Source organism: Bacillus sp. 1780r2a1 (genome assembly GCA_024134725.1).
Taxonomy (GTDB): domain Bacteria; phylum Bacillota; class Bacilli; order Bacillales; family Bacillaceae_H; genus Priestia; species Priestia aryabhattai_A.
On sequence record CP099863.1, the window covers coordinates 2,531,870 to 2,554,922 of the forward strand.

Here is a 23,053-nt window from a genome sequence, read left to right on the forward strand (position 1 = left end):
CGCTACTAGAGTCCTTTCATTGCATCGCTATATAATTATGATAACTTAACTGCTGCACCCTTTAATTCTTCCATGAAGTCGTGGAATTCAGGAATGTTCATTTGTTGTGCTGAATCTGATAACGCTACAGCTGGATCTGGATGAACTTCAGCCATAACCGCATCTGCACCAATTGCAATTGCAGCTTTTGCACAAGGTAACAATAAGTCTTTACGTCCTGTTGAATGTGTTACATCTACAACAACCGGTAAGTGCGTTTCTTGCTTTAAGATTGGTACTGCTGAGATATCTAATGTGTTACGAGTAGCACGCTCGTATGTACGGATTCCGCGCTCACAAAGGATGATGTTGCCATTTCCACGAGACATGATGTATTCAGCTGCGTTAATGAATTCTTCAATTGTTGCCGCTAAGCCACGTTTTAGTAAGATTGGCTTGTCAACTGAACCTGCTGCTTTTAATAATTCAAAGTTTTGCATGTTACGTGCACCAATTTGAATTACGTCTACGTACTCTAATGCTGTTTCAATATCTTGTGGTGAAACAATTTCACTAATAATTTGAAGACCTAACTCATCTCCAACTTTACGTAAGATTTGTAAACCTTCTACACCTAAACCTTGGAAATCGTATGGTGATGTACGAGGCTTAAATGCACCTCCACGCATTAGCGTAATGCCTTGTTCTTTTAAAGCTAAACCAACTTGCTTTACCTGCTCGTAGCTTTCTACTGCGCATGGTCCCATAACGAACTGTAAGTTTCCATCTCCAACTTTCGTTCCGTTCACATCGACTACTGTATCCTCAGATTTCTTTTTACGAGATACAAGAAGTGCTTTTCTATGGTCATCTTCTTGAAGCTCTAAGCTTGCCTTGAAAATTTCTTTGAAAATATGTTGAATTGTTGATGCTTCAAATGGTCCGTTATGATTTGCTAAAATGTGATTTAACGATTCACGCTCACGAACTGGATCAAAACGTTTCACACCTTGTGTACCTTTTAATTCTCCAATTTCTTTTGCAATCTCACCACGTTTATTTAATAATTCTAAAATTTCTAAATTTAATTGATCGATTTGTCCACGTAATTGCTCTAAAGTTTTTGTCATTGTTAAAACCCTCCTAGATTTTGTATGTTTTTTAGTAACTTACTACAGGTCCGCTGAGTGCGGAATATACAAAAAGTCCCTACTGATTGTGTCAGTAGGGACGAATTGATCGCGGTACCACCCTAATTGCAAGCAGATGCTTGCCTCTTCATTATGATAACGGCTATGCCGCTTTTGCTATGCAAAAGTAAGCTCCAAGAATGTAATTCACAACTAGTTTTTGTTCTGACTCGCACCGACCGTCAGCTCTCTGAAACAGGGAAACACGTTGCTACTATGCTCTTTTCATCGCTTTTTTCATTATTTAATTTTCGATAGGGCAGTAAATACAAAAAGTCCCTACTGATCTCACCCTCAAGGTAAGGTCAGTAGGGACGAATTAATCGCGGTACCACCCTAGTTGCAAGCATTTACTTGCCTCTTCATTACGATAACGGCTATGCCGTCTTTTCCTACTAAGAAAAGATGCTCAAGGAATGTACTTCGAATGGTTTTTGTTCTGACTCGCACCGACCGTCAGCTCTCTGAAACAGGGAAACCTTTTCTACTATTGCTCCTATCAACGCTCAATATAACTATGTATGTGTGTTTAAACGTTTGTCTTAACGTTTAGATGATGTTGTGTGATGTTGATTTGTATTATGAATGGTTTTATCTAAATCGTCAATACTTTTTTAGATTTTTTTTCAAAATCTCTCCCATTCTTTTTTCCATACAATTCCTTAAACCATTGAAACACAAGCATATAAAACGCTTTCAATAAACTTATTTTTTTTATAAATAATACTGTTTTTTATCATTCACCTATAAAAAAAAGACCTCAAATGTGAGGCCTAGCTTAAGCAAGAAAAATAGCACCATAGGCCAGAGCACCTACAATAACAATCGCTGGATGAACACGTAGCTTCTCCATTAGTACAAAACTTGCAATAATTAAAAATAACGTCTGCCATATCCCTGAATCTACATAGGAACTTGAAAAGAAATCATAAGCCATAACTCCAAGTAGAACAGCAATAACGGGACGAATAAAATTTGTCATTTTCTTTACGTTTGGTGAATCCTTGTACTTATACAAGATCCGCAACAAGACAACTAAGAGTATGACAGAAGGAGCAATTGTAGCTAATAATGAAACAAACGCTCCTAGGATACCTGCTTCTTGATAGCCAATAAAACCTGCCATTTTTGTTGCTATTGGGCCCGGTAATGCATTACCAATTGCCAACATTTCACTAAACTCATTAACCGTTAACCAGCCGTAGCGGTCAACAACTTCTTTTTGAATTAATGGAATTGATGCCGGTCCCCCTCCATAACCTAAAATATTTGATACAAAAAAAGCCATAAACAATTGCCAATAAATCATACAGTTTCCCTCTTTTGTTCCTGAACTTCTTTTTCTTCTTGCTTTCTTTTAACGGGAATCCATGCTGCAACCATTAATAAAATAATAATAATTGCTGGGTGAACATGAATAAACTCCATCAGTATCAAACTTACCAATGCCAATAAAATAGCTTTCGTCCAACCTAAGCCACCAGTAGATTTTTTCAAGAAATCCCACGTCATAACAGCTAACATAACGCCAACTACAGGTACAACGGCTTTAGTCATTCCCATTACCCATGCCTGGTCTTTAAACTGTGTAAGTGTTGTTAAAAGGAGAACCATAAGCAAGACAGTTGGCGCTACTGCCGCAATTAACGCATTAATCATGCCTAATACTCCACCAACCTGATATCCGATATAACCAGCTAACTTTGTTGCAATAGGACCAGGTAGCGTATTAGCAATTGCTAATACGTCACCAAATTCATCGCTATCCATCCACTTGTATGTATCAACAACCTCTTTTTTAACAAGTGGAATAGCGGACGGACCACCTCCGTAGCCAAGCATACCCGAGCGAAAAAACGCGATAAAAATATGTAATTGCTGCATTTTATACGCTCCTTTCTTTGTTGTAATCTATCCTTAGTACGTTAGAACGGCTCCATCTGTTCGGGACTCCGTTCCTCCAAACAATACCCCTGTTTGAGGATCTCTGCGAATGATTTGCCCTCTACCAAATGAATGACGGCTTGTGGCTACTTGAACATCATGTCCCTTTCTCTCTAGAGCTTCCACAATATAACTTGGCATTTCTTTTTCTACAAGAACTGTTTTATCATTAATCCATTGCCATCTTGGTGCATCTAGTGAGGCTTGAGGATTCAAATCAAAATCAATCATATTCATAATTACTTGAACATGACCTTGAGGCTGCATGAATGCCCCCATTACACCAAATGGACCAACTGCTTGATTATCTTTTGTTAAAAATCCTGGGATAATAGTATGATATGTTCTTTTGCCTGGCTCTAGTCGATTATCGTGATCCTTATCGAGTGAAAAATTATGACCTCGGTTCTGAAGAGCAATTCCTGTTCCAGGAACAACTACGCCCGAGCCAAAGCCCTTATAATTACTTTGAATAAAAGAAACCATGTTTCCTTCGTCATCAGCAGTTGCTAAGTAGACGGTTCCACTGTGAAGCGGCTGACCAGCCTCTGGTAACCTTGCATGTTCACCGATTAAAGCTCGACGCTCATCAGCATATTCATCGTTTAACAAATCTTCTACAGCAATCTTCATATGCTTAGAATCTGTAATAAATTTCTTTCCATCTGCAAAGGCTAATTTCATCGCTTCAATTTGCTTGTGATACGTATCGACTGAATCTTTAGCTTTAAACTCATAGCCTTTTAAGGTATTTAGTGCTAAAAGAGCAATTAAGCCTTGACCATTTGGTGGAATCTCCCAAACATCATACCCGCGATAAGACACTGAAATTGGCTTAACCCATTCAGGTTGAAAAGCTGCCAAATCCTCTTTTCGAATAAAGCCCCCATGAACTTTAGAAAATGCATCAATTTTTTCAGCAATTCTTCCTCGGTAAAATGATTCAGCTTCCGTTTCCGCAATCTCAATAAGCGTATCTGCATGACTACTGGATGACCAGATTTCACCAATCCTTGGTGGCCTGCCATTTGGAGCAAATGTTTCAAACCAACCAGCAAACTCTTCCCCTTTTAATTCTTCTTTAAACTTTTCATATGCAACATTCCAATTGTAACCTAAAATCGGAGATACAGGGAACCCTTCCTGTGCATATGTGATTGCAGGCTGCAGTACTTCTGTTAAAGGAAGCTTTCCAAATCGTTTTGACAGAGCAGCCCAAGCGCTAGGAGCACCGGGTACGGTTACGGGTGTTAAACCATATTCAGGCATTTCACCTGTAATACCTCTTTCTTTTAACGCTTCCATTGAAAGTGATTGAGGAGCATGACCACTAGCATTCAACCCATGTAATTCATCATTAACCCATACAAGAGCAAACGCATCTCCCCCGATTCCATTTGATGTTGGCTCAACTACCGTTAAGCAAGCTGCTGTTGCAATTGCAGCATCAACTGCGTTTCCTCCCTTTTTTAGCATATCTAAACCTGCCTGAGCTGCTAAGGGCTGACTTGTTGCAACCATCCCATTTTTTCCAAATGTACACATTCTTTGTGAAGCGTATGGATGTGTTAAAAAAAATTCATTCATTTCTCCCACTCCTTAAAATGATCTATTTTCACACATTAACCAATTCACTCTCATAAACATCTAAAGCAGCTTGTAAGGCTTTCCCTGCATTAATTAAAGCTCCTTTTCTCAGTAAGACTGCTTCAAGACCTGCAAGCGTATATAGAACGTTATCTTGTCGGCAACTATACCCCATTGTACCTATTCTCCAAATCTTACCGTGAAGAGGACCAAATGAGCTTGCTATTTCAATTCTAAACTGATCTAATAATGTACTGCGAACATCTTCTCCATTAATACCATTTGGAATCATAACGCAGGTCACGGTTGTTAGCTTTGAAATCTCATCACCAAACAGCGATAGCCCCATCGCTTTAATACCTGCAACAAGTGCTTTTTCATGTAATTGATGGCGAGCAAACCTCCTATCTAAACCTTCTTCAAGCAAGATCCGAACTCCTTCATGAAGAGCATATAACATAGAAGTTGCCTCTGTATGATGATTCAGACGACGTTCACTCCAATAATCCTGCAGTTGACTTAAGTCAAAATAGTTACTGATAATATTCGGTCTTGTTCTTATGGCATTATCCGCTTCTGTAGCAATTCCTTTCTCCACTTTTTTCCGTTGAATAATATGACGTTCTACTCGTTCATTATAAGTGATTGGCGCCATTCCCGAAGGTACGGATACACACTTTTGGGTTCCGGCAATAAGTGCATCAATATACCAATCATCTACTTTGACATCTATACCACCAATTGTGGCAACAGCATCAACAACAAATAAAGCATCGTTTTCTCGGCAAGCTTTCCCAATTTCTTTTAACGATTGAACTCGGCCTGTTGATGTTTCACCATGAACCATAGCTACTATTTTAGGGTTTGTTCTCTTAATCTCACGAATAACTTGTTCTGGCTCAAATACGCTTCCCCATTCGCATTCAATATTGTGAACGACTGCTCCATAGCGCTCGGAAATCTCTGTTAATAAGTGACCAAAACGCCCAAAAATAGGCACGAATACTGTATCTCCTGGTTCAATAATACTTGCTAATACCGCTTCAAGACCAGCTCTTGACGTTCCATCAATTGGAAATGCCCATTTATTTTTAGTTTGGAACAACTCTCGCAGCATTTCCATAGTCTCGTTCATAATGGTTGTAAATGCAGGATCGAATTGACCGAGAATGGGTGTTCCAAGCGCTCTTAGTACCCTAGGGTCTGCTTCTACAGGTCCAGGTGTCATGATTGTTCTTGGTGGAGCATTTAGTGGTTTTTTATTTAGCATCTTAACATCCTCCTAGTAGGCTAATTTGTAAAGTAACTCAATTAATACCTGAATTCCTTTCTCAAGCTGCTCAGCGCTTGTGTATTCTTTAGGTGAATGACTAATTCCATTTTCACTTGGTACAAACAATAAACAAGTGGGTAATTTTCTTCCAAACACTTGTGAATCATGGCCAGCCCCACTCACCATTTTCATGTATGAAATGTTCTTTTCCTCGGAAATATTTTTAGAAATTTCAGATAAATAATTATCCATTTGTACGGGTTTTTCATTCATCCAACGATGAATTTCCGTTGTTACACCTGCATTTATACCAACTTCTTTTAGTATCACATTCATCTCATCTTCAACTTTGTCTAAGACGCCATCTTCACCATGCCTAATATCAATGCTAAAGCTGACTTTTCCAGGTATGACGTTTGGCACGTTAGGTGAAACATCCAGCTTTCCCACCGTCGTGTATAACTTCTCTCCATATTTTTCACTCATGTCTAAGAGAGCGGTAATGAAACGACAACTTGCTGCTAAAGCGTCTTTGCGATGAGTCATCGGTGTTGTTCCAGCATGATTGCTCTCTCCTTGTACGGTTACAGTAAATCTTTTTTGTCCTGCAATACTTGATACAACTCCGATATCAAGCTGCTTTTTTTCAAGCTGCTCGCCTTGCTCAATATGTAGCTCAATAAAATGTGAAATATCTTTTCTGAACGGTTTTTTGTAGTGTCCTTTTCCAAATTGATATCGTTCCATCGCTTTCTTTAACGGAATGTTTTCTCGATCTTTAATCTCTTGACTTATATTTTCAGAATTATACAATCCAACGATGTTGCCAGAACCCCAATAGGTTAAAGGAAAGCGACTTCCTTCTTCTTCACAGAGAGACACTACTTCAATTGATTGTTTCGGCATTCCGTGCGTTTCTCGTAAGTACTCTACCGCTATAAGACCTGCGATAATTCCAAACGCTCCGTCATATTTACCTCCATATACAACTGTATCTACGTGTGATCCGACTAAAATTGTTTTATGCTCCTCTTCTATCCCTTGAAGCCTTCCATAAAGATTACCAACATCATCATAGTAAGCAGTTAATTGATTTTGCGTCATTTTCTCTTTTAATGCTTCTTGAGCAGCGTACCATTCTGGTGAATATAGTAAGCGCGTAACACCTTTTTTAGTATCTGCTCCAAATTGAGAAAGCCACTGAAGATCTTTTTCAACTTGTAAGCAGAGCTTTGATTTCCCCTTCATTTCAGCAACCATCTTTCCCACCTCTTTCTTTTCATTTTACGGAATCTAAAAGTAATTTTCATTGACAAATTCTCCAAAAAAAAGGCGTTTTTTTAGCTAATATAACTAATACCACCCAATTAAGTTTGCTACAACTAACAGTATAGCCCCAGCACTCATCCACAGTAGGAAAAGTGGAAGAATAAATTTCACCCAGCGATTCCACCCTACTCCAGCAATCGCTAGCGTAGCCATAAAGTATCCTGATGTAGGGAACAAGATATTGGAAAAGCCGTCTCCAAACTGAAAAGCTAGAATAGCTGTTTGTCTCGTAATACCTACTAAGTCTGCTAACGGCGCCATAATTGGCATCATAATAAGTGCTTGCCCACTCCCACTTGGTACAAAGAAATTAAATAAACTTTGCGTAATTAGCATTCCTATTACGGTAACACTTTCAGGAAGTTGTGAAATAACAGTAGAAATCCCATATACAATTGTATCCATGATTTGACCTTCGTTCATCACAACAGCTACGGCTCTAGCAATTCCACAAACCATTGCACCCACTAAAACATCTCGAAACCCCTCGTTAAATGATTCAGCGATTTCTTTAGAACCCATTCCTACAATTAAAGCAGGAATAATTCCCATTGCAATAAAATAGCCCCCTAGTGTCACCATATCCCAACGATACAAAATAACGCCTGCAATCATTCCTATAAAAAACAGAGCCGTTACAATGCCAGCAACCTTTTGTCTATTTGTAACATTACTCTTTAAAGTGTGTGATTTGATAGCATCCTTTGGCTTAGTACGAGTTTTTTCTGCATACCTCATGACATAAGCTATACCAATTATAATGATAATGAGAAAGCAAATTATTCGATAAATCATGCCTGAGTATAAGGGAAGGCCAGCAACCATCTGTGCTGTTCCTACTGTAAAGGGATTTGTAAGAGCCGCTGTAAAACCAGCGATGGTACCACATAATGAAATGGCTGCAGCTGTGACTCGGTCATACCCCAGGGACAGCATAAGTGGCATAATTACTGGGACATAGACAATGGCTAATTCAGGCGTTCCAATAAAGCAGGCTATTAATGCAAAAGTAAACATAAATACTGATATTAGTAGCTTAGGCTTATGAGAGAAGCTCATTGCAATCTTTCCAACCCCAAGTTCAATTACACCTGCTGATCGAAGTGTTACAAATACTCCTCCAATTACAAATGTAAAGAAAATTACTGGAGCCGCTTCAACCATGCCTTGTGGAACAGCTTTTAGCATACCTAGCAAACTTACAGGGCTTGATTCCAATTCCGTATAAGAAGTTGGATCAATCATTTCTCTCCCATCGTCTCCTTGAACCCGGTCATATGTTCCTGCTGGAATTAAATATGTAGCAATAGTCATCACACCAATAATAATAGCTAGCATGAAATAAATATGGGGGAACTCCCTTTTTTTCTTTACCTCTTTTAATGAATGTTCTTTTAAAATTGGTTGAGACATCCAACCCCTCCTTTTGTTATATTTCATAACATGTTACGTTATATAAAATATCTTACAAAAGAAAACATCTGGTTTCATCTACTTTTCGTACATTTTTTTCTGAATTTTTTATTTATTTTAACTAACTTATGGTTTAAAATAAGAGTATGTCAATATTTTATGTGACTTTTCATAACAAGGGGTGGGAATATGGAGTTACAAACACTATTAAGCAGTAGACCGTATGCTAGCGCATCTGTTGTAGCTGGAAAAAACGGCCTAACAAGAACCGTGCAAAATATCAACATGATGGACGCTCCAGATATTTTGACGTTTCTAAAAGAGGGAGAACTGCTCGTTACAACAGGCTATCACTTTAAAGAAAAAGAGGAAAACTTATTACAATTAGTAGAGGGAATGGCCAAAAAACAGTGTGCAGGTCTAGCGATAAAAACAAAGCGATTCTTCGAACAGGTACCTTCATCTATTTGTGAACTTGCAGAGAAGCTAAACTTCCCTATTATCGATCTACAAACAGACGAAGCACTGGGCTCCATCATCAACGAATCTTTAAGCTTTATCTTAGATAAAAAGACAAGCGACCTTCAACAAGCAATGATGACTCATCAACTCTTTTCTTCGTACATTCTACAAGGAAACGGTGTTGAAAAAATATTACATTCGCTTCAAACGTTATGCGACGCTCCAGTTGGGCTATTTGACCCTCACGGAAATTTATTGTTTCACACTGAAAAAAAAGAAGAAAAAGAATTATTTTCTTTAGAAAAAATATCTGTTCAGATAAATAATTTTTTTCATCTCAAAGCTAGTTACACTACGTTTTCTGTCACAAAAACCAAACAAGAATTAAGCTTATTCTTAATTCCGACACATACACATAAGAACAACTTTCTAGTTATTTATCGCAGCATGTTGCCAAACGATTCATCATTATTAACAATTGAACAAGCAGCAAATGTCCTTTCTTTTGAAATGATGCGTCAACATGCCTTAAAAGAAGCTGAGCGCCGAAAGAAAAATGAATATTTTCATCAATTAACCCATGAACACTTCAAAAATATAGATGAAGCCACTTATCATGGAAAGCAGATCGGACTCTCTCCTGATAAAAAGTACATTTGTGCGGTTGGAAAAATACCACCACAACACTATACATACACAGATAGCGAAATGATTTACGAGCTCATCGAGTACGAATTATTAAAACAACCTATTCCAAGCTTATTATTTACACAGGATAATCGCTACGTCATTTTATTTTTCCCTGACAGTTATGACAAACACCAATTTATCGCCAACCAGCTTATCCTTATTCAAAAGGTTGTAAAGAGACATTATAAACAAAATTTATGCTTTGGAATAGGAAATCAAAGCCAGACGCTATTAACCGTGATAGATTCATATCAGGAAGCGATTGAAGCACTTGAAAATATTCAAACTACCGATCAAGCAGCTAATATTCAGTTTTATCAACCAAAACAATTCCGAGAACTTTTAAGGCTTATTCCCTCAGCAGACTTAGAAGAATATCACGAAAAAGCGCTAGAAGGGCTTCTTCATTACGACCGGAAAGATCAATCTATTTTGTTAGATACATTATCTACTTATCTAAATTTAAATTGCCAAATATCCGAAACAGCTAAACAACTATTTATTCATAGAAACACCGTTATTTATCGAATTGAAAAGTGTGAAGAAATATTAGGAAAATCAATTCATACACCGGAAGAAACGCTCCGACTACGAATTGCATTTCAAATTCACACGCACTTACACTCTAACTTTATTTAGAAAAGAGCTCTTACATACATGTAAGAGCTTCTTTTTTGAAACTTTTTCATTATGTTTATCGTATATAAAAGAGAGAACTACTAGAGTTGAAAGGGGTATTCATATGAGTGAGCGGAAACAGCTTATTGATAAAGCAAACCGTATTATTAACATTCCTACACATTGGGTACTACAAGTATCCGTAGAATATACCAACGATTCAAAATCTATGTATATTTTTTCCTGGAACAACCCTGAGCATACGGAAGAAGCGATCAACATCATATTTAATGCCAAAACACAAGAAATAAAAGAACTAAACATTTGGGAAGATCACGCTATGAAACCTGGAAATCCGGAGTCTTTATTAATTTATTCAAAGGATTTTCTCCTATATTATACTGACTTACCTAATCCTGATATTTTAAATGTACAGTTACTTCAAGCAGCTACTAAAACTTCTATTTTATTTTCCCAAGAAGAAAAAGCCGAACCAGCGTATTCCTTTATCTTTAACGGCTCTCAATTAACGAAGTTTCTTTGCCATGATGAAATAAATACATACTCTTTATCATCGACTTCTCCGTAAATAACAACAAAAAACTAGCAGCTACTACTAGCTGCTAGTTTTGGTTCATTTTTAATTCAACAGCCTTTAGTTTACCGGCCATTGTATGTTTTTTATCTCGTCGATCATCGATACGCAAATTGGTACAGACTCTCTCAATCCCATTTTCAAACGGAACTTCATGTAATTCTTGAACAATCTTCAACAAGAGACTTAGTTCACCTTCAATAAGCGTATTCATCGGAGTTAACTGGTATTCTACTTCCTCTTTATGTTTTTCCAATACTTTCTGAATATCTGCTACGTATTGACTGACACTGGGTGTTTTAGTCCCTACCGGTATAATCGTTAAATCTATAATCGCCATAGTACTTCTTCCTCCTTTTTCATATTTATCATACCAAAAAGAAACAAGAGTCATACTTATCTTGTTTCAATGCCAAAAAAGGGGAGAGTATATCATCCCCTTTTAAAACTTATAGATAACGTTTTGCACCTAAATAACGAGGCTGCCAGTATGAGTTGCTCATAGAGCTAATCATAACACCTTTAGATGATGATGCATGAAGGAATTGACCTCCACCTAAGTAAATTCCCGCATGGCTTGCACCTGGCTGATACGTTTCAAAAAATACAATATCTCCAGGACTTGGTGTGCTAACACGCGTTCCTGTACTGTAAATACTCGCAACTGTACGAGGTAAACTAACTCCTGCAGCGTTACGATATACATAGTTTAAGAACCCACTACAGTCAAACCCACTCGGAGAAGTTCCTCCCCATACGTATGGTGTTCCAATGAAACGTTTACCGTATGAAATTACTTGTGATGCACTAGAACTTGATGGTGTACTAACACTTGGATTAGATGTAGTGTTATTTGAACTTGAGCTAGAACCTAACTTACTCATTGTAGCTGGTCCTGCGATTCCATCTGCTGATAAGCCATTTGCACGTTGGAATGAACGAACTGCGCTTGTTGTGATTGAGCCATAGTATCCCGTTACGTTTGCAGAGAAATAGCCTTTATTTTTTAATTTTTGTTGCAAGCTACTTACTGACGATCCAGACATACCCTGACGTAAAACAGATGACGTACCTGTTGAAGTTGAGCCTGAACCAGCGCTAGTCCCACCACTTTTCAATTTGTTAAGCGTAGCTGGTCCCGCAATTCCATCTACTGACAGACCATTCGCACGTTGAAAAGCCATAACTGCATTTTTTGTAACTGAACCGAAATATTGAGTAGTATTTCCCTTGAAATAACCCTTGTTTTTTAACTGCTGCTGTAATGATTGAACAGCTGCACCTTTAGAACCAACACGTAATAATGTGCTAGATGTGTTCGATGTGCTAGAGCTGCTTCCCAGCAGTTTATTAAATGTGTTCTTACCAGCAATCCCATCTGCTGCTAATCCGTTCGCACGCTGAAAATTCATAACTGCGCTCTTTGTAATTGTCCCATAATAATTTGTAGTTGTTCCGTATGTAAAATAACCCTTGTTTTTTAATTGTTGTTGTAATTGTTTTACATCTGAATTACTCATTCCTGGACGTAAAGTTGTGTCGCCTAATGCCGCTTCACTAATTGTTGGTACTACTGTTAAAGATCCACATAATGCTAAAGAATATATTAACTTTTTCATAGAAAAGGTTCCTCCATTGTCATAATCTACTAATCTAAGACGTTTACATTGTAACAACACTGTATTACAAAATAACATCACTAATATTACATTTTTGTTACAAGAACCGACATTTTTCTTCCATTTCTGTGTCTAGAGAATGACATTTTTAGCACTACATAAGTATATAGATATATTTAATTAACTTTATTTAACATTTAAATTCCTTTTTAGAGGGTAAGGTTGGTTCTAAAATCACCTTTAACATTATGTTTATATTTCAATTATTTTTTTGTATAGTTCGTCGTATTTTTCACAAAATCTGAAACTTTTTTGTTTTTTTTTCGTTTATGCACCTTTTGAGGTGAAGTAGAATGCATAAAATGATAAAACATGGAAAAAAATAGTGTACTGTAGTTACTTAAGTTGATTGGAGGAATACGTAAATGTCTAACAAAGACGGGATTCACGGTACGAACGTAAGTGGAGCTGGTGATTCTGAAGATAAACGATTTACTGAAGGTGAAAATGAACAGACATTAACAACACGTCAAGGACACCCCATTCGTGATAATCAAAACAGTCGCACAGTCGGAAATCGCGGCCCTGCTACTTTAGAGAACTATCAACTAATTGAAAAGCTGGCCCATTTCGATAGAGAGCGCATACCAGAGCGTGTAGTTCACGCTAGAGGAACCGGTGCTCACGGGTACTTTGAAACATACGGAAAAGTAGGTAACGAACCTGTAGAGAACTACACGCGTGCAAAGGTTTTTTCAGGAGCAGGTAAACAAACTCCTGTATTTGTACGTTTTTCTACTGTTACTCATGGAAAAGATTCTCCAGAAACGATGCGTGACCCTCGAGGCTTTGCCGTTAAATTTTACACTGAGGATGGAAATTGGGACTTGGTTGGAAATAACTTAAAAATCTTTTTCATCCGCGATGCAATTAAATTCCCAGACCTTATCCACTCATTTAAACCAGACCCTGTAACTAACAGACAAGATACGGAACGAATTTTCGATTTCATTTGTCAAACGCCTGAATCAATGCATATGATTACCTTTTTGTTTTCTCCATGGGGTATTCCAGCTAATTACCGTCAAATGCAGGGCTCAGGAGTTAATACATATAAATGGGTAAATAAAAATGGTGATGCCTTTTTAGTTAAATATCACTGGGAGCCAAAACAAGGTATTAAAAATCTTACTCAAAGCGAAGCAGAAGCTATTCAGGCAAAGAATATTAGTCACGCTACGCAAGATTTATATGAAGCAATTGAAAAGGGAGATTATCCAGAATGGGAACTTTGTATGCAAATAATGGAGGATGGCGAGCATCCCGAACTGGATTTTGATCCTTTAGATGATACAAAGATTTGGCCTGAAGATCAATTTCCATTTCTGCCTGTAGGCAAAATGGTTCTTAATAAAAACCCCAAAAATGTATTTGCTGAAACGGAGCAAGTGTCGTTCGGAACTGGTGTATTAGTAGATGGCCTTGACTTCTCTGATGACAAAATGCTTCAAGGTAGAACGTTCTCCTACTCAGATACTCAGCGTCATCGGGTTGGTGCGAATTATTTACAGCTTCCAATTAATGCGCCCAAAAAACATGTAGCAACAAATCAGCGAGACGGTCAAATGGCTTACCATGTGGATGAAGCTCCAAGCCAAAATCCTCATGTTAACTATGAACCTTCGCTATTAGGTGGTCTAAAAGAAGCAACAGACAGACCTAAGCCTCATCAACCTAAAGTAGAGGGGCATCTTAAAAAAGAAAAAATTGAACGTACAAATGATTTTAAACAAGCTGGTGAGCGCTATCGTTTACTCGAAGAATGGGAGCGTAAAGATTTAATCCAAAACCTTGTAGACGGACTTAAGCCTTGTCATCAACAGATTCAACAGCGTATGATTGAGCTTTTGACAAAGTGCGACAAAGACTATGGTCGACAAGTGGCAGCTGGTATTGGCTTTACGATGAACGATGACGGCACCTATGATATGGAAGCTGGATCTGAAATCACTCCATCATTTGGTGAATTTCCAGCTGAAGGGGGTTCTCCTTTAGGTAGTAATAAGGCTTCTGATGCTGTGCAAGAAGCTGAGCAAAAAGGGCACGATGCTCACCCCTATTAATCATATTTAAGCTAAAAAAAAAGACACCCTAGTAGTAGGGTGTCTTTTTTAATCGAAACGGTATTACCATTTGACAGCAAACACGCGGTAGTCATGTTTTAGCTGTGGCGCATTGTACGGTTCGCCATATAAATATCCTTCGCACACCATTGCCGGCTGCAGTGGTGCAACCCACTGTTCAACCTCTTTTACTGTGCTATCTGTTAAAATATACACACATTCAGAAACTGGTCCATCACTGTTAACATGATCGACTTGTAGTACTTCCACTAACACATCTTGGACACACGTTTTATTCTGAATTGACATAAGCGTATGATACGTAAGACCCATTGGTAGCTTTGCTTTCATTCGAAAATGCAAACTACTTTCGTCGAAGAAAGATGCTAAGGATACAATTGGTAACGTCTTGTTTTGCTCATACGCTTGAGATAGAATCTTGACTAAAACTTCCTCACTCAAGACGATCCCTCTTTCTAAAAAAACGCTTCATCACAATACATGCGAACATTGTCTAATTATGTTCATAGGATATTATACTACCACATTTTCTAATAACGTGTACTATTTTTTTTTGAAATCCAAATAGAATTTGTTACCACCTACTTCTTTCTACTCCCTGCAACTCTAGCAATTATTAATAAAACAAACACCAAAACGAATACTCCCGCTCCGACAAACATTTCATATAAGAAGTTAACCACCTGCGTATCCCCCTTTTATTCATAGCAAAAAGAACGCCATCAAAACAGCGTTCTATCGCGACTTATTAAAGAAAGCCTAACATATTTACAAATACAATGATGATTAATACAGGAGCTACATAGCGAATTACTAGTAACCAAAGTGCAAACCACTTTTTCACGTTGTTAGAACCTTGTTGAAACTCTTGAATCAAGACAGCTTTCTTCATCTTCCAAGGTACAAACAGTGCTAAAAGCAAGCAGCCTAAAGGCATTAAAATATTACTTACTAAAAAGTCGGCAGCATCGAAAATTGATTTACCAAAAACCATTACGTCTGCTAACGGTCCAAACGACAGCGCTGATGGTATACCGACAATGAAAATTAATACTCCAGATATCCATGACAACTTAACACGCTTACCAGATTTCCCTTTTGCTAACGATGCCACAATAATCTCAAGCATTGAGAAAGCCGATGTTAAAGTTGCAAATAAAAATAGCGCTAAAAACAGTGTTTGGAATACTAATCCAAAAGGAAGTTGTTCAAATATGGTAGGTAAAACTACAAATAGTAGCCCAGGTCCTTCTGCAGGCTCTCCTCCCATTGAAAAAACTGCGGGGAAAATTGCAAGACCGGCTAATAGAGATATAACAATATTTAAACCAGCAATAGAAACTGCAGACTTGGGCAAATTCTGTTGCTTTGTTAAGTATGAGCTATACGTTACCATTACCGAAACACCCACACTTAATGAAAAGAATGCCTGACCCATCGCAAATAAAATGGCTTCAGACGTTAGATTTTTAAAATCTGGATAAAGGAAAAACTTCACGCCTTCCATTGCGCCATCTAACGTTAAAGAGCGAATAATAATAGCTATAAACAGCACGAACAGCGCAGGCATTAAAATGTTATTTGCTTTTTCAATCCCGTTTTGAATTCCTCTTGATACTACAATAATGGTCAGAAGTAAAAATAAGAACTGTGCAATTACAGCGCTCACCGGATTAGCAATTGTGCTCCCAAATAACTCACTGTAGTCTTTCACTCCACTAAGACCACCTGTTACACTAGCAAATAAGTATTGTAAAATCCATCCACCAACTACGCTATAAAATGATAGCAAAATAAAACACGTAATAACTCCTAGATAGCCAATTCCCTTCCACATGGATTTGGGTGCTACAGCGTCATAAGCACGAATCGCTTCTTTTTGGGTATGACGTCCCAATACGAACTCTGCTAGTAATAAAGGAAGACCAATAATAGCTGTAAACAGAATAAATAGAAGAAAAAATGCTCCTCCCCCACTTGTTCCTGCTACATAAGGAAGCTTCCAAATAGCTCCAATTCCGATAGCGGAACCAGCCGAAGCTAAAATAAAGCCAATTTTTGATGTCCATTGTTCCTGTTGACTCATCTCATCTCACCATTCTCTATATTTTTTCTGATTTGTCATACTATATCACACAACTTTGGTTCCGAAAAGGTTTTTTATTGTTTTCCTGTAAAAGCTATGGTATGAATAATACAGAGAGTAAACGTTTAAAGTAAAAATACTCCTTACTTTTTCTAAAAGTTTTACAATTAGAGGTACAAGTGATGACAAATCAACAAGAAAACAAAAAAGAATGCTTATATAAGTTTCACAATTTTATTTTAGTTCAATGCCCAAGCTGTCAACTTTGTGCTCGCATCACATCAGTTAGCCATATTAATGGGTTACATCAGTGTAAATGCTCAAACTGCGGCTATAACGATAAGGTTTCACATAAAATGGAAACTTCTTTTGAAATTAAAGAAGGGTTCGATCCCTTTTTTAACTTACCTTTGTATTTAAAAACATCTTGTCCAAATCATTTACTATGGGCATATAACTTAGAACACTTACAATACATTGAATCGTATGTTAAAGTCGGCCACCCAAGACATATTCCTGAGCCTGACTTATTCCACGTCTACGTTCCTAGCTGGGTTACAAGCAGTGAAGATCAAAAAGAAGCGCTTGCTAAAATTGAACAGCTCAAATTTAGTGTTTTTCATTCCAAAAAGTAGCCAGTAACGATAGCTGACTACTTTTTAGTTTGTTTTATATTCCCTTCTGTAATCGCCTGCTTTGTCAAATTCATCTGCGCTTCCTACAAAGAAAAATTCAATTGTATAATTAGTATTTTCAGTACCTTCCGTTGCTCCATGAATCATTTTTCCTGGTTTTAACTCTTTTCTCTCGCCGCCGTCGCTTACATAATAATATTTATTAGTAGCCCAACCTTCATGTGTAAGCAACGTTTTTGTTCGGCTTCTCCCGTTTCTATCGACATGAAAAACTGTATAATCTCCTTCCATTTCTGTAGGCTGCCCATTATCTTTATCGTATTCAACCGCCACCCAGCCTCTGTATCCATCCGGAATTAGATAAAGGCTTGGCCTAGCTGTTTCATTTGAACGACTACAACTAATTAATAGGATAATCGTAAAGCTTAACAACAAAAATCTCTTTTTCATTTATTCACCCTCTTTATTTTATTCAGTATAAAAGGCTGTATTTAGTGTTTGTTTCGCGTACAAAACTATGCGAAACAAAGTAAGAAAAATATATGCGGGATGATACTTTCTCAAAAGAATTATTTTTATGAGTTTTTCACATAATAAATACAAGACTTTGAATAGTGGAGGAAAGCACATGGGCTATCTGTTTTTATTTATTTTGCTGTTTGTGATTCCTTTTTATATGCAGCAACGAATTGTTCAAGCTGATCGAGCTCACACAAAAGAGCTTCTTGATGCAGAGCAATCCCAAATACAAAAAAGCGATTCCCCTTAATTAAGGAATCGCCTTTGTCTATTTTGCATCCTTTAAAACTTTAAGTGAAGTTAATAAGTTAAACTTCCTGCAACAATAAAGCCAACGGCAACTGCAGCAGCAAACAAAGCAAAGCCAACGGCAATATTACCTTCTTCCACTTTCTTTGCCAAGTTTGTTTTAGGTGTCATAATGTATTCAATAATCCAATAAGCAATTACCTGTGTTGCAATTCCTACTATCCCCCAAACAGCTGCATCAATTAAGTTAAAACTATTGCTCCACACGGTATAGATAACAATTGCAAGACCAATTCCTTTTCCCCATAACTTAAGTGCAACGGCCAGATTGCCTTTTCTAATAAGTTCACGGTCATTGAACTTTGTTGTTAATTCAAATACGATGATTCCAATAAACAACAAAAGTAAACCTACAACTACGTGAGCTAGAAAGCTACCAATACTTCCCCATTCAATCCATTCAGTCAACGCCATTTTTTTTATCCTCACTTTCATTTTTTAGTCCAATTGGCAAGTAATACGATGCATTATCTGTAATCTGATTTCCTGCTCGAATACCAACTGCACTTGGCCTTCCGTTTAATAAAAAACACCCGTACATAATGTGCGCAGTTTGCTTTCCTTTCTCAGTGACGACTTCTGCTATGTCAAGTTCTAAGAATTGTTGATAAACAGGCACTTCATCTTCATACGTTCTTTGAGCGTCTTCAGCTACTTTTTCACCTGAACCTTTATATATTTCAACCGTATCACCCTCACGGCCAAACGAAGGTTTTTTTACATAAGCCATTTGATTCTGTATAAAAATGTCTTCTTCTAAATATGTAGGTAAGAAATAAGTATAAATCCATTCATGCTCTTCTTTTGTAAAAAATGAGTGATTTTGCTCATGTAGCCCCCAAATCACAACTTGAACTGCTTTCGATTGCAGTAAAAATGCAGATAATGGATTGATAATAGCGAGCTGCTTATCTTTTACAAGCTTTAAAAGCATCTCACCAACGCCTTCATCTGTAACTGGATCTCTATCGTTCACTAAGTGCTCAATGGGGTAAGTTTGTCGATACAGAACATCAATTTTTTGCCCATGTGTATCATATAATCCTGGCTCTAAAACCAGCTCTTCATTTTCATATATTGGCTCATCTACAATTCTAAGCTTATCTAACGGTTCATACCTTGCTTTTACATTTGCTTTTTCCATTAAGTATGTTGTTGTCCACTTATCTTCTTTATGGTCACTATGCGATGAAAAAACAACATGCGGATACGTCGTCTTCCCAAGTTCTTCATAAGCTTTAAAAATAGCTTCTGTTAACACACGAGATAAATGTTCTTCTTCATTTAGATTAGGATCATGTAACCCAAAATGCTCGCAAACACGACGGTTCACGTGGAATAATTCTTTAATAAAAGTAGGCGTGTCGGCATTCAATTCCATTACTTTGATACCAGATTCGTTAACAATGAAATCAATTCGAGAAATCACAGTTTCTATTTCCATAGTCTGAAGCCGAATATAAGGTAACACTTCTTTCGGAAATCCTAATGATTGCAACGTCTTATCGTCAAGCTTTCGCAACAGATGAGCTGTTTTAAAAAACACATGCCCTACTCGATCTGCAGCGGTTTTAATCTGCATAATTTTTTCTTTTTTTTCCACTTTTATATCGTATAAAGCATACTCTTCATCATATAAATCATGCCAAAACGATTCAATATTTTCATAAAATTGTTTGCGTATATCGGTCATGCTTATCCTCCGAAACCGCCTTTGGTTCCCGACCCAATTCCAGACTTATAGGATTTATAAGATGAGTCACTTGTTAAGGCTTTTTTAGAACTATACGTTTTCCCATTATGATAGTAATGCCCTCCACCAGTTGTACTTGATGAGCTATCACAGTAATAGGTTTGCGTATCTTTATCCCAATCCCAATCTCTACAGCTATCATCATTTGGTTTAGGAGGGCGATTTGACCCACAGCCAACGAGTGAAGTAACCATTACGGTCGTTAAAACGCCAGCCATCATTTTTTGTGTTTTTGACATCTTTCTTCCTCCTCAATACTTAACTCCTGTTTCAGTGACATATAGTACATATACTTTTCGATCTTCATCAATCTCCGCTGAATCACGTTCCCATTCTTGACCGTTGAAATAAGTATAAACAGCCCCTAGATACGAGAGCACTTCTAGATGGTTTGAGAAGGATTTTAGTGTAAGCAACGGGTGATTACGATATGAATTCAGTTCTCTAACTTCAAGCGTTAAGTATTCGCTATCACTTTCCTTCTCTTCTTTAGGAGCGTGCTCATACTCATCAACATAGATTACATGAATGTCATCTTCAATAGCAGAAGAACGCTGCTTATAGGTAACACCTTCTTTTACGAAAAATTCACATTCTCTTCGAGCGAGCACTTGATCTAGGTCAATAGATTCATAATGATAGATTGAATGATATGTTTCATTTGATTTTAATAAGCGGTATTCTAATAAACTCTTCATCTTTTCCACCTCCATTTGTGACATTTTTGTGACATTACATCATTATATACGAGATATTAATATGAAGGTTTCAAATTTTTAACAACATTTCTTCAAAAAAATATCGATTCAGTTAGCTGAACCGACTAGAAACCATTGATTTTAACCTGACCATTTCTTCTGCACCTCGTACTAACAGAGTAGTGGCTACATAGCCTAACAGCTCCTACCTAATAATAACAAATTCTGTAATAGAAAAAAGGGTAAAACTTCCTATTGCGAACAGAAGTGCTCATTCGAATTCCACAAAACTTTGTTACAGGGTTTGTGGAATTCGCACATTCAACTAAAAAAGACTAGCTAAAAAAGCTAGTCTTTTTTTATTGTTTGTCGCCTCTAGATATTAGTTCAAAGCCTCCGCTAAAAGGGTCAAAAGCATACTTTAACACTTGCTCTCCACGCGCAACGGTTAGTAAATAGTGTCTCCTTTGAGAATTCTGTGGACCGCTTGCTTCATACACTTTATCCCCTTCCATGAATTGAGATAGAAGAAGCTGCTCTCGCTGGGCAAGTATATCTTTTGCTTCTTTGTAACTATAAAGTGGAAGATTGTTTGTATAAATAACTGGTACAAACACTAATACAATAATGGCAGCAGTAAAGAAGCCTTGTCTAGCTATTCGCATCATTCGATTTGGTCGTCTTGACAGCAAAATAGCTACTGCTATTACGATTATAAGAGGGACAATATAAAACTCTACCAATGGAATATTGGCAAATACAGATCGATTAATTCCTAAAACGATAATTTCAATTGCTGCTATAAGTACTAGAATAAAATAAACCACGAACTTCTTTCACACCTTTATATTCCAATGCAGATTATGTAATCTTCATTCGGTCATTTTTATCCCTATTGTACCATAGCAACACTAAATCAAGCATTATCTGATAAACGAAATTCGCTCACTAGGTTGTAAAACTTCTACATGCTCTTCTACACTCTCTGGGTATTTTATTCCTTGCCCAGTGTTTAAGCACACTACGTGCTCCATTCCTTTTAGCCAACCGTTCGCTTTTAGCTGCCTAACTGCTGCAAAAGTTGCTGCTCCTTCTGGACAAACGAAAGCTCCTTCTAGTTCAGCTATTAAAGACTGTTCCTTTGTAATTTCTGCATCCGTTACGGCAACGGCACATCCCTCTGACTCATACAGTGCGTCTAGAACTAAGAAGTCTCCAATAGCTTTTGGGACGTTAATCCCAAATGCTTTTGTTGTTGATTTCTCCCAGAAAACCGACTCTTTTTCACCAGTCTCCCAAGCCTTCACAATCGGTGCACATCCAGCTGCTTGTACCGCAACAAGCTTTGGCATTTTCCCTTCTACCCAACCAAGCTCCTGCATTTCACAGATGGCCTTATAAATACCAATTAGACCCACGCCTCCACCTGTAGGGTATAGAATAACATCGGGTAGCTTCCAATCCAACTGTTCGACAATTTCATACCCCATCGTTTTCTTTCCTTCAATCCGATAAGGCTCTTTAAGCGTTGAAGCATCATAAATTCCCGCTTCGTTCACGAGCTGACTAATAATTTTACCTGCATCGCTAATTAAACCGTCAACTAAATACAGGTTAGCTCCTGCAATTGCACACTCTTTTCTTGTAATTAGCGGTGCGTCAACAGGCATAACGATATGTGACTTAATTGATGCTCTTGTGGCATATAATGCCCACGCTGCCCCTGCATTTCCGTTTGTGGGCATTGCCAGTTCTTTAACTCCAAGCTCTTTCGCTTTTGAAACTCCAACAGCTGCTCCTCTAGCTTTAAATGATCCCGTTGGAACAAGCCCTTCATCCTTCATATGTAGCTTTTCTACTCCTAAACGACTGCCCAGCTTTTGCATTTCAATTAAAGGCGTCATGCCTTCGCCTAAAGATACAACATTACATTCATCTTGAATCGGTAAAACTTCGTGATAGCGCCACAAAGTTGGAGGACGTTTTTCAATTTCTTCTTTTGTTACACGATCTTTTATTGCTTGCAAATCATATGAAACTAAAAGTGGCGAACCGCATATGCAAAGCTGATGTACTTGCAATGCATCATACTTTTTTTGGCATTTTGGACAATATAATGATTCTACATAGCTAAACGGCATATAAATAGCTCCTTTCTTTTATAAAGCAAGAGATACATGCAGTTCCTATACATGATAGGAACTGTCCCC

Annotated in this window: 23 protein-coding genes and 3 other annotated features (1 of these 26 only partly in view); of the genes, 5 read left to right on the forward strand and 18 right to left on the reverse strand. The window is 37.6% G+C overall.

What is annotated here, in order from left to right; genetic code table 11:
* Positions 1–29: a binding site (T-box leader), on the reverse strand (it extends 176 nt beyond the left edge of the window).
* A 6-nt stretch (positions 30–35) separates the two neighbouring features.
* The 7 genes from NIZ91_12635 to NIZ91_12665 form a co-directional block, all read right to left on the reverse strand.
* A complete protein-coding gene (locus NIZ91_12635; GenBank protein USY53602.1) occupies positions 36–1,109 on the reverse strand; it encodes a bifunctional 3-deoxy-7-phosphoheptulonate synthase/chorismate mutase in 1,074 nt (357 codons plus the stop codon).
* A 93-nt stretch (positions 1,110–1,202) separates the two neighbouring features.
* Positions 1,203–1,407: a binding site (T-box leader), on the reverse strand.
* 69 nt (positions 1,408–1,476) lie between these two features.
* Positions 1,477–1,681: a binding site (T-box leader), on the reverse strand.
* 266 nt (positions 1,682–1,947) lie between these two features.
* The gene (locus NIZ91_12640) at positions 1,948–2,478 is read right to left on the reverse strand and encodes a chromate transporter (GenBank protein ID USY53603.1); all 531 of its coding nucleotides are present in this window, start codon (positions 2,476–2,478) and stop codon (positions 1,948–1,950) included.
* Positions 2,475–3,053 (reverse strand): chromate transporter, encoded by a 579-nt coding sequence (locus NIZ91_12645; protein USY53604.1) that lies wholly within the window; start codon positions 3,051–3,053, stop codon positions 2,475–2,477. Before NIZ91_12645 ends, NIZ91_12640 begins: the two co-directional genes overlap by 4 nt.
* A gap of 33 nt (positions 3,054–3,086) precedes the next feature.
* Positions 3,087–4,700 (reverse strand): gamma-glutamyltransferase family protein, encoded by a 1,614-nt coding sequence (locus NIZ91_12650; protein ID USY53605.1) that lies wholly within the window; start codon positions 4,698–4,700, stop codon positions 3,087–3,089.
* A 28-nt stretch (positions 4,701–4,728) separates the two neighbouring features.
* Positions 4,729–5,970, reverse strand: coding sequence for an alanine--glyoxylate aminotransferase family protein (locus tag NIZ91_12655; protein USY53606.1), 1,242 nt, complete (start codon positions 5,968–5,970; stop codon positions 4,729–4,731).
* Between the two features lie 12 nt (positions 5,971–5,982).
* A complete protein-coding gene (gene allC, locus NIZ91_12660; GenBank protein ID USY53607.1) occupies positions 5,983–7,233 on the reverse strand; it encodes an allantoate deiminase in 1,251 nt (416 codons plus the stop codon).
* A gap of 93 nt (positions 7,234–7,326) precedes the next feature.
* The gene (locus NIZ91_12665) at positions 7,327–8,715 is read right to left on the reverse strand and encodes an AbgT family transporter (GenBank protein USY53608.1); all 1,389 of its coding nucleotides are present in this window, start codon (positions 8,713–8,715) and stop codon (positions 7,327–7,329) included.
* 189 nt (positions 8,716–8,904) lie between these two features.
* Between NIZ91_12665 and NIZ91_12670 the strand changes: the two genes are divergently transcribed.
* On the forward strand, positions 8,905–10,506 hold the full coding sequence (locus NIZ91_12670) for a PucR family transcriptional regulator ligand-binding domain-containing protein (protein ID USY53609.1): 1,602 nt from the start codon (positions 8,905–8,907) through the stop codon (positions 10,504–10,506).
* A gap of 103 nt (positions 10,507–10,609) precedes the next feature.
* On the forward strand, positions 10,610–11,074 hold the full coding sequence (locus NIZ91_12675; GenBank protein USY53610.1) for a hypothetical protein: 465 nt from the start codon (positions 10,610–10,612) through the stop codon (positions 11,072–11,074).
* Positions 11,075–11,108: 34 nt separating this feature from the next.
* On the opposite strand, the gene NIZ91_12680 is transcribed toward NIZ91_12675, so the two are convergent.
* Both NIZ91_12680 and NIZ91_12685 read right to left on the reverse strand, forming a co-directional pair.
* Positions 11,109–11,420, reverse strand: a complete 312-nt coding sequence (locus NIZ91_12680) for an MTH1187 family thiamine-binding protein (GenBank protein ID USY53611.1) — start codon at positions 11,418–11,420, stop codon at positions 11,109–11,111.
* Positions 11,421–11,529: 109 nt separating this feature from the next.
* Positions 11,530–12,699: a peptidoglycan-binding protein gene (locus tag NIZ91_12685; GenBank protein USY53612.1), complete on the reverse strand. Its 1,170-nt coding sequence runs from the start codon at positions 12,697–12,699 to the stop codon at positions 11,530–11,532.
* 425 nt (positions 12,700–13,124) lie between these two features.
* Here NIZ91_12685 and NIZ91_12690 point away from each other — a divergent pair, with 425 nt between their 5' ends.
* Complete coding sequence (locus tag NIZ91_12690) at positions 13,125–14,822, forward strand: catalase (protein USY53613.1); 1,698 nt, start codon at positions 13,125–13,127, stop codon at positions 14,820–14,822.
* 63 nt (positions 14,823–14,885) lie between these two features.
* On the opposite strand, the gene NIZ91_12695 is transcribed toward NIZ91_12690, so the two are convergent.
* Positions 14,886–15,284, reverse strand: coding sequence for a hypothetical protein (locus tag NIZ91_12695; GenBank protein ID USY53614.1), 399 nt, complete (start codon positions 15,282–15,284; stop codon positions 14,886–14,888).
* Positions 15,285–15,591: 307 nt separating this feature from the next.
* Positions 15,592–16,929, reverse strand: coding sequence for a sodium-dependent transporter (locus tag NIZ91_12700; protein ID USY53615.1), 1,338 nt, complete (start codon positions 16,927–16,929; stop codon positions 15,592–15,594).
* Positions 16,930–17,111: 182 nt separating this feature from the next.
* Here NIZ91_12700 and NIZ91_12705 point away from each other — a divergent pair, with 182 nt between their 5' ends.
* Positions 17,112–17,564: a hypothetical protein gene (locus NIZ91_12705; GenBank protein ID USY53616.1), complete on the forward strand. Its 453-nt coding sequence runs from the start codon at positions 17,112–17,114 to the stop codon at positions 17,562–17,564.
* Positions 17,565–17,588: 24 nt separating this feature from the next.
* Here NIZ91_12705 and NIZ91_12710 read toward each other — a convergent pair whose 3' ends face one another.
* The gene (locus NIZ91_12710; GenBank protein ID USY53617.1) at positions 17,589–18,014 is read right to left on the reverse strand and encodes a hypothetical protein; all 426 of its coding nucleotides are present in this window, start codon (positions 18,012–18,014) and stop codon (positions 17,589–17,591) included.
* A 178-nt stretch (positions 18,015–18,192) separates the two neighbouring features.
* Here NIZ91_12710 and NIZ91_12715 point away from each other — a divergent pair, with 178 nt between their 5' ends.
* Positions 18,193–18,333: a hypothetical protein gene (locus NIZ91_12715; GenBank protein USY53618.1), complete on the forward strand. Its 141-nt coding sequence runs from the start codon at positions 18,193–18,195 to the stop codon at positions 18,331–18,333.
* Between the two features lie 50 nt (positions 18,334–18,383).
* Here NIZ91_12715 and NIZ91_12720 read toward each other — a convergent pair whose 3' ends face one another.
* The 6 genes from NIZ91_12720 to NIZ91_12745 all read right to left on the reverse strand — a co-directional run bounded on the left by NIZ91_12720 (position 18,384) and on the right by NIZ91_12745 (position 22,984).
* Positions 18,384–18,800: a DUF350 domain-containing protein gene (locus NIZ91_12720; protein ID USY57163.1), complete on the reverse strand. Its 417-nt coding sequence runs from the start codon at positions 18,798–18,800 to the stop codon at positions 18,384–18,386.
* Positions 18,793–20,085, reverse strand: coding sequence for a glutathionylspermidine synthase family protein (locus NIZ91_12725; protein ID USY53619.1), 1,293 nt, complete (start codon positions 20,083–20,085; stop codon positions 18,793–18,795). Before NIZ91_12725 ends, NIZ91_12720 begins: the two co-directional genes overlap by 8 nt.
* Positions 20,086–20,087: 2 nt before the next feature.
* Positions 20,088–20,384, reverse strand: a complete 297-nt coding sequence (locus NIZ91_12730; protein USY53620.1) for a hypothetical protein — start codon at positions 20,382–20,384, stop codon at positions 20,088–20,090.
* Between the two features lie 12 nt (positions 20,385–20,396).
* Entirely contained in the window at positions 20,397–20,843 is a 447-nt protein-coding gene (locus NIZ91_12735; GenBank protein ID USY53621.1) for a hypothetical protein, read from the reverse strand.
* Between the two features lie 359 nt (positions 20,844–21,202).
* Positions 21,203–21,670, reverse strand: coding sequence for a hypothetical protein (locus NIZ91_12740; GenBank protein ID USY53622.1), 468 nt, complete (start codon positions 21,668–21,670; stop codon positions 21,203–21,205).
* A gap of 96 nt (positions 21,671–21,766) precedes the next feature.
* Positions 21,767–22,984, reverse strand: a complete 1,218-nt coding sequence (locus NIZ91_12745) for a threonine synthase (protein ID USY53623.1) — start codon at positions 22,982–22,984, stop codon at positions 21,767–21,769.
* Between the last annotated feature and the right edge of the window lie 69 nt (positions 22,985–23,053).